This is a genomic window from Streptomyces sp. NPDC057654 (genome assembly GCF_042800135.1).
In the GTDB taxonomy this organism is placed as follows: domain Bacteria; phylum Actinomycetota; class Actinomycetes; order Streptomycetales; family Streptomycetaceae; genus Streptomyces.
Map to the genome: position 1 here is coordinate 1 of NZ_JBHVHQ010000606.1, position 5356 is coordinate 5356.

The following is a 5356-nucleotide window of genomic DNA, read 5'->3' on the forward strand; positions in this document are numbered from 1 at the left end:
TGCCGGGCCGGGTCGTAGTAGTGGACGCCGATGGGCACGTCGGAGTCGGGCCCGGCGATCACGTACCACTCGGCGCTGTAGCGGGCGCCCCCGGACGGCGTCGGCCGCCGGGTCACCAGCCACTGGAGCGGATCGTCATCCGGGATGGCCTCGAAGCTGTCGGTGAACGGCAGCATGTCCAGCGGCGTCAGCCACTGCGAGCGGGTGATGCCGCCGAGGTCGGCGAGGAGCCGGCCGAGCCGGTGCCCGGACTTCTCCGGGGGCCAGGGCAGGGGGTGCCGGTCCGCGCCGGGGTAGCTCTTGACGAGCCGGGGCGGGTACGCCTGCGGGTTCGCCACCTCGGTCGGGGTGTGGACTTCGTCCTGGTAGCGCGTCGCCTCATCGCTCACGGGTCACACTGCGCACAGGTCGAACGCGGTCCTGGTCAGCAGCAGCCGCAGGTGGGTCTCCTGGGCCAGGCCGATCCCGAGCCGGTTGCACATCAGATGCGCGCACCGCTCCACGATCAGCTGCGGCACCAGGTGGTTGATGTGCTCCAGCACATCGGCCGGGGCGTCGAAGACGGGATAGGAGTCCAGTTCGGCGTCCAGCTTCCCCAGCAGCTCCAGTTCGACGAGGGTGTCATTGAGGTCCCGTACGGTCGTGAGCCAGCGGCTCGCCACGGACGCCTCCGGCAGCGCCACGCCCCGCGTCGACGCCCACACCGACTCCAGACCGGCGCGCAACTGCGCCTTGTTGGCCTCGAAGTGCCGCTCGAACTCCTCCGACCCCAGCAGCTTCGCCGCCGTGCTCCCGCTCTCCACCATGAACCGCGTCTGGTAGGCGAGTTCGGGCAGGATGCCGGTGAACAGCGTGCGGTTGCCGCACAGCATGGCGTACGCGTCCATGGCGCGCTGACCCGGCGTGCGGCCGCGGACGATCAGTTCGAGGGCCAGCGCGCTCGCCGCCATGAGCTGCCGCTCGACCGCCTCCAGCGCCCGGCCCGTGCCGAACACCGCCGTCTCCGGCACGTAGTCGATGAACTCGACCGAGTTGTCCGGGTGCAGCACGGTGTCGTAGTCGGCCATGCGCTCCACCGCGGCGAGCGCGGGCGCGGACTCGGCGTAGTCCTGCTCGGTCATCGAGGTCCGGGACGGCGACGCGCGGTAGAACTCCGCGGCCGTCTCCTCGATGGCCGTACGGACCTCGTCGACGTGCTCGGGCCCGGTGAGGACGCGCAGCCGGAGGTGCGGGCCGCCCTCCCAGTAGCGGAGGAAGAAGAAGCCGTCGGCGTGCCCGGCCGCGCGCAGCCGCTCGACGGCGGGCTTGACGGCTCCGACGGTCAGGGCGTCCTGATCGCCGTGGTAGAAGAGGTGGGCGCTGACCCAGCGGCGCTCATAACACTCATGGTGCTCACAGGGCTCATGGCGCTCACAGCGCACATGGTGCTCATGGTGCTCATGGTGCTCATGGTGCTCAGACATATCTGACTCCAGGCTCGTTGAGTTCCACGATGTACTCGGCGACGCGCTCGCCGCGGACCTGGCCGGGATCCGGCACCATCTCGCTGATCTGCACCATCGCATTCGGCTCGGTGAGCCGACGTTCCAGACCGAGCAGCAGCAGCATGCTCGCGAAATCCACATAGTTGGGCTTGACGCCGTTGTTCGGCCCCCGCCCGTTCTCGCCCGGACCGGCACCGGCTTGGCTCCCTTGGCTCCCCTGGCCCAGCGTCGCCGGGTCGAGGACCGTGACGAAGCACCGCTCGGGGATGCCGTGTTCGGCCAGCCAGCCGGCGATCTTCAGCAGCCAGGCCGCGTCGGTCGCGGCGTCCGCGCGCCGGGGCAGCCGGTCCGCGCGGGTCAGCCACATCGCGCGGCGCAGCACGACCTTGCCGACCATCAGCCGGGGCAGATGGCGTATGCCGCTGTCCGCGCGCGGATCCGAGTCCATCCGAAGCTCGGTGTGCGCGCCGAACCAGGTGTTGGACTCGCCGAACGCCTCGACCATGAACCGCGCGGCGGGCGGCAGCAGCCGGTCGCCGAGGCCCGGGTGCACCGGGCAGATCTGCTTGCCGAGCCGTCGCGACACGAGCATGGGCAGCCCGTCCTCGCCGCACCGCACGTACAGGTCGTTGACCGGCAGCAGGTCGTCGCTCTCGCGGACGCTGCGCACGCCGGGGTAGTCGACGGCGAGGCGGACGCCGGGCTTGCGGACGTTGACGGCGGACCGGGCCACGGCCTCGAACTCGGCGAACAGCACGTCGTCGCGGCCCGCGGCCAAGCCCCGCCGTGCAGGTCGAGCCCGTCGAGGATCTGCCGGACCCGGTTGCGGCCGCGCCCGAACCCGCAGTTGATGTTGTTGACCACGAGTTCCGGCCCACCGCACTCAGCCTCGCCCGCACCGCGCGCGGCGTCGGCGAGCTGGCAGTACACGGCCACGGACGTCGGCGTACGGACCCACGCCGGCCAGCCCGCGGCCAGCGCCCGTACGTCCTCGGGGCCGACGCGCACCACGCCGTCCGCGTCGGGCGCCCGCCCGCCCAGCAGCCGCTTGCCCGCCGCGCGCAGCCGGTGCAGCTCCCGCACGGCCTCGACGGGGCTGTCCGCGCCCGCGAACCGGCTGAGCGCCGGGGCCGACCCGTCCGCGGCCGGGCCCGACGCCCCGGCGGCCGACTGCTCGGCGAGCACGTCCCGGTAGAACACCACCAGCGGAACCTCGGCCCCGGCCGCGTACCGGCTCCGGAACAGCGAGCCGAGCGCGAGCTTGAACGGCAGGTCGGGCCCGATCAGGCCGAGCAGCGTCCGTACCGCGTCCAGGTCGTCCAGCAGCGGCCGCCAGCGCGCGCGGTCCAGGACGGCCGCCGTGCCGGGGTGCACCGCGTTCTCGTAGAAGCTGTACCGGCCGAACTCCTGCGTCAGCTTCGGGCTGTCCAGGTGCGCGTGGTCGCCGACCTCGCGCAGCGCCGTGTCCAGACCGCGGATCACGGCGTCGCGCACCGGGACCCGGTCGCCGGGCGCCGCGATCGTCGGATAGCTCGCGAGCGCCTCGTGGACCCCGTGCAGGGTCCGGTCGAGGTGCGCCAGGCCGGGCTGTTCGAGCCCCCGCAGCCAGGCGCGCAGATCGGCCACCGGGTCCGGGGCCTGGTCGGCGAGCGGCGGTACGAGCTCCAGCACGCCCAGCGTCACCAGGCGGCGCAGGAACGCGTCGACCTGCCGCCCGTCGGATGCCCGCGGCAGCAGCCGGTCCCGCAGCTCGCCCAGCGTGCCGCCGTGCGTGACCAGTTCCAGCACCCGGCGCAGGGTCGGGGTGAGGGCGAGGCTGTGCACGTGCTCGACGGGGCGGCGGCCCAGGAACACCAGCACGTCGTCGGCGACCGTGGCGCTCGGGTTCATCCGGACGCGGCAGGCGCCGACGATCTCCGGGCGTTCGTAGACGGCGCGCGCGATCCGGTGCAGCGAACCGATGCTGACCTCGGTGGCGGTCGCCGCGGCGAACCGTCCCGCCTCGGCCGGCCGCGCCGCGCGCCCCACGATGTCGTCGGACCGGCTCCAGGTGGCCAGGCCGCTGCTGGTGAACGTGGAGTACGGGCTGGTCTTCGCCGCCGAGCGGGCGAGGTACTGCGCGAGCCGCAGCACGCTCTGGCGCTGCGGGGCGCGCCCGGTGTCGGACCACTTGCGCAGGGCCAGGAACATGTCCGGGTTGGCGTGCACGAGGCCCAGTTGGAACGCGGGCAGGCCCGCCGCCGCGCGCAGCGCCTCGTAGCTCGCGGCCTGGTCTTCCGGGAGCTGCTCCTCCAGCGCCGCCAGCAGACCGTCGCGTTCGGAGAGCCGCGCCAGCCACTCCCGTACCGGAGGCACGAGGTCGTCGGGGAGGTCGGCCAGGCGCGCGGGGTCGACGCGGCGGCCCCGGTGCACGGCCCTGCGCACCGCGACGAGCCGCGCCTTGCGCTCCCCGTCGCCCGCGGCGCCGATCGCCGCGTGCAGCAGGTCCGACAGCTCGCCCTTCGCGCCGTCGATCTCGGCGCGCAGCCGCACCAGTTCCCCGGCGGTGTGCCAGCTCCGCGCGCAGCGCAGGCCGTCCAGCGCGGCGACCGGGCTTCCGGCGAGGCGCACCACGGCGGCCGGGCCGAGCCGGTAGCGCTCCGAGTCCGAACGGACCTCGTGCTCTTCTCGCAGGCTGTCCATCAGTCCACCGCCTCGGGTTCGACAGGAACGATCACCCGGCCGCCGGGACCGGTCCTGGCCAGCAGGATCTGGAAGACGGGGGTGTGGCGCTGCTCGGTGAGTCCGAGGGCCGCCCGTACCCCGTCCGCGTGGTACGCGTTGACGACCCGGCCGGACAGGCCCAGCGCCGCCGCCGCGACGCACACGCGGTGCGCGAGCAGCCCGGCCTCCTGGTTCAGCACGCGGTAGCCGCGGTCGCCGAAGGTGTCGAACGCCCAGTCGCGGTCGCCGACGAGATGGACGACGGCGTTCATGTCCCGGAAGACGGGGCCGGGGATGGTGACGCGCTCGATGGCGGTGATGGCGTCGGCGCCTTCGCCTTTTCCGGCCACCGGGTGGAGCGCGCCGGTGTCCGGTTCGAGCCGGTAGGCGCCCGGCGGAATCCCGACGAGGTCGCCGACCGTCAGATAGACCTCCAGCGGGACGTGCGCACCGGCCGGGACGACATCGCTGGTCACGCCCGTACGGATACGGGCGAGCCGCGTCCACAGCTCGACGCCGTCGACCTGCGAGGCGACCGGACGGAAGATGCCGGGGCCGGAGTCGCGGGCCCGCAGCACGGCCGCGAGGTTCGCCTCCGGGACCTCGGCCTCGGGCAGGGGCAGCGGCTCGGCCCCGGACCCGGCGGGCGTGAGCGGTACGGCCGTGGCGAAGGCGGCGGTGTCCGTGCGCCGGGACGCGCGGTTGACCTCCGTCATCGTCGGGCAGGCCCGCGCGACCGCCAGCCCGCTGCGCACCACGGGCGGATCGATCGGTTCGAGGGCGGCGGCCAGCGCGGCGGCCGTCTCCGCCACCGGTTGCCGCCGCATGCCGGCACCGGTCGTGTGGAGCGGCAGGACCAGCATGGCCGGCTCCTCGTCGCCGTCGAGCCCGAGCAGCTTGTGCACCGGCTCGTCGAGGAACTGGTGGTGCACCTGCGCCCGTAGCCCCATGGACCGCGCGACCAGGTCGAGGTTCCCGGCGAGCAGCCCGGTCTCCTGGGTGCACAGCCGGTAGGCGTACTCGCGGTAGATGTACGCGACCTTGTTGAACAGCGCGGAGAGCACGAACACGGCTTCCGGAGCGGCTTTTCCGTCGTCCTCGGTGCCCGTCGCCCTGGTCAGCAGCCGTCGGTGGTCGCCGTCCCGCAGCCGTACGAGCGCGTGGTGCGG

At 73.5% G+C, this 5356-nt stretch carries 3 protein-coding genes and 1 pseudogene; all 4 read right to left on the minus strand.

What is annotated here, in order from left to right:
• Positions 1 to 389 (minus strand): annotated as a pseudogene (locus ACFU99_RS31740) (hypothetical protein); the annotation flags it as partial.
• A 3-nt stretch (positions 390 to 392) separates the two neighbouring features.
• Positions 393 to 1463, minus strand: coding sequence for a lantibiotic dehydratase C-terminal domain-containing protein (locus ACFU99_RS31745; protein ID WP_384398591.1), 1071 nt, complete (start codon positions 1461 to 1463; stop codon positions 393 to 395).
• Positions 1456 to 2367: a lantibiotic dehydratase gene (locus tag ACFU99_RS31750; protein ID WP_384398593.1), complete on the minus strand. Its 912-nt coding sequence runs from the start codon at positions 2365 to 2367 to the stop codon at positions 1456 to 1458. Before ACFU99_RS31750 ends, ACFU99_RS31745 begins: the two co-directional genes overlap by 8 nt.
• A gap of 1798 nt (positions 2368 to 4165) precedes the next feature.
• A partial coding sequence (locus ACFU99_RS31755) for a nitroreductase family protein (protein ID WP_384398595.1) occupies positions 4166 to 5356 on the minus strand: 1191 nt, incomplete at its 5' end.

Coding starts and splice junctions, on each gene's coding strand:
- ACFU99_RS31745 (WP_384398591.1), bottom strand. CDS start 1,463: ATGTCTGAGCACCATGAGCACCATGAGCACCATGAGCACCATGTGCGC.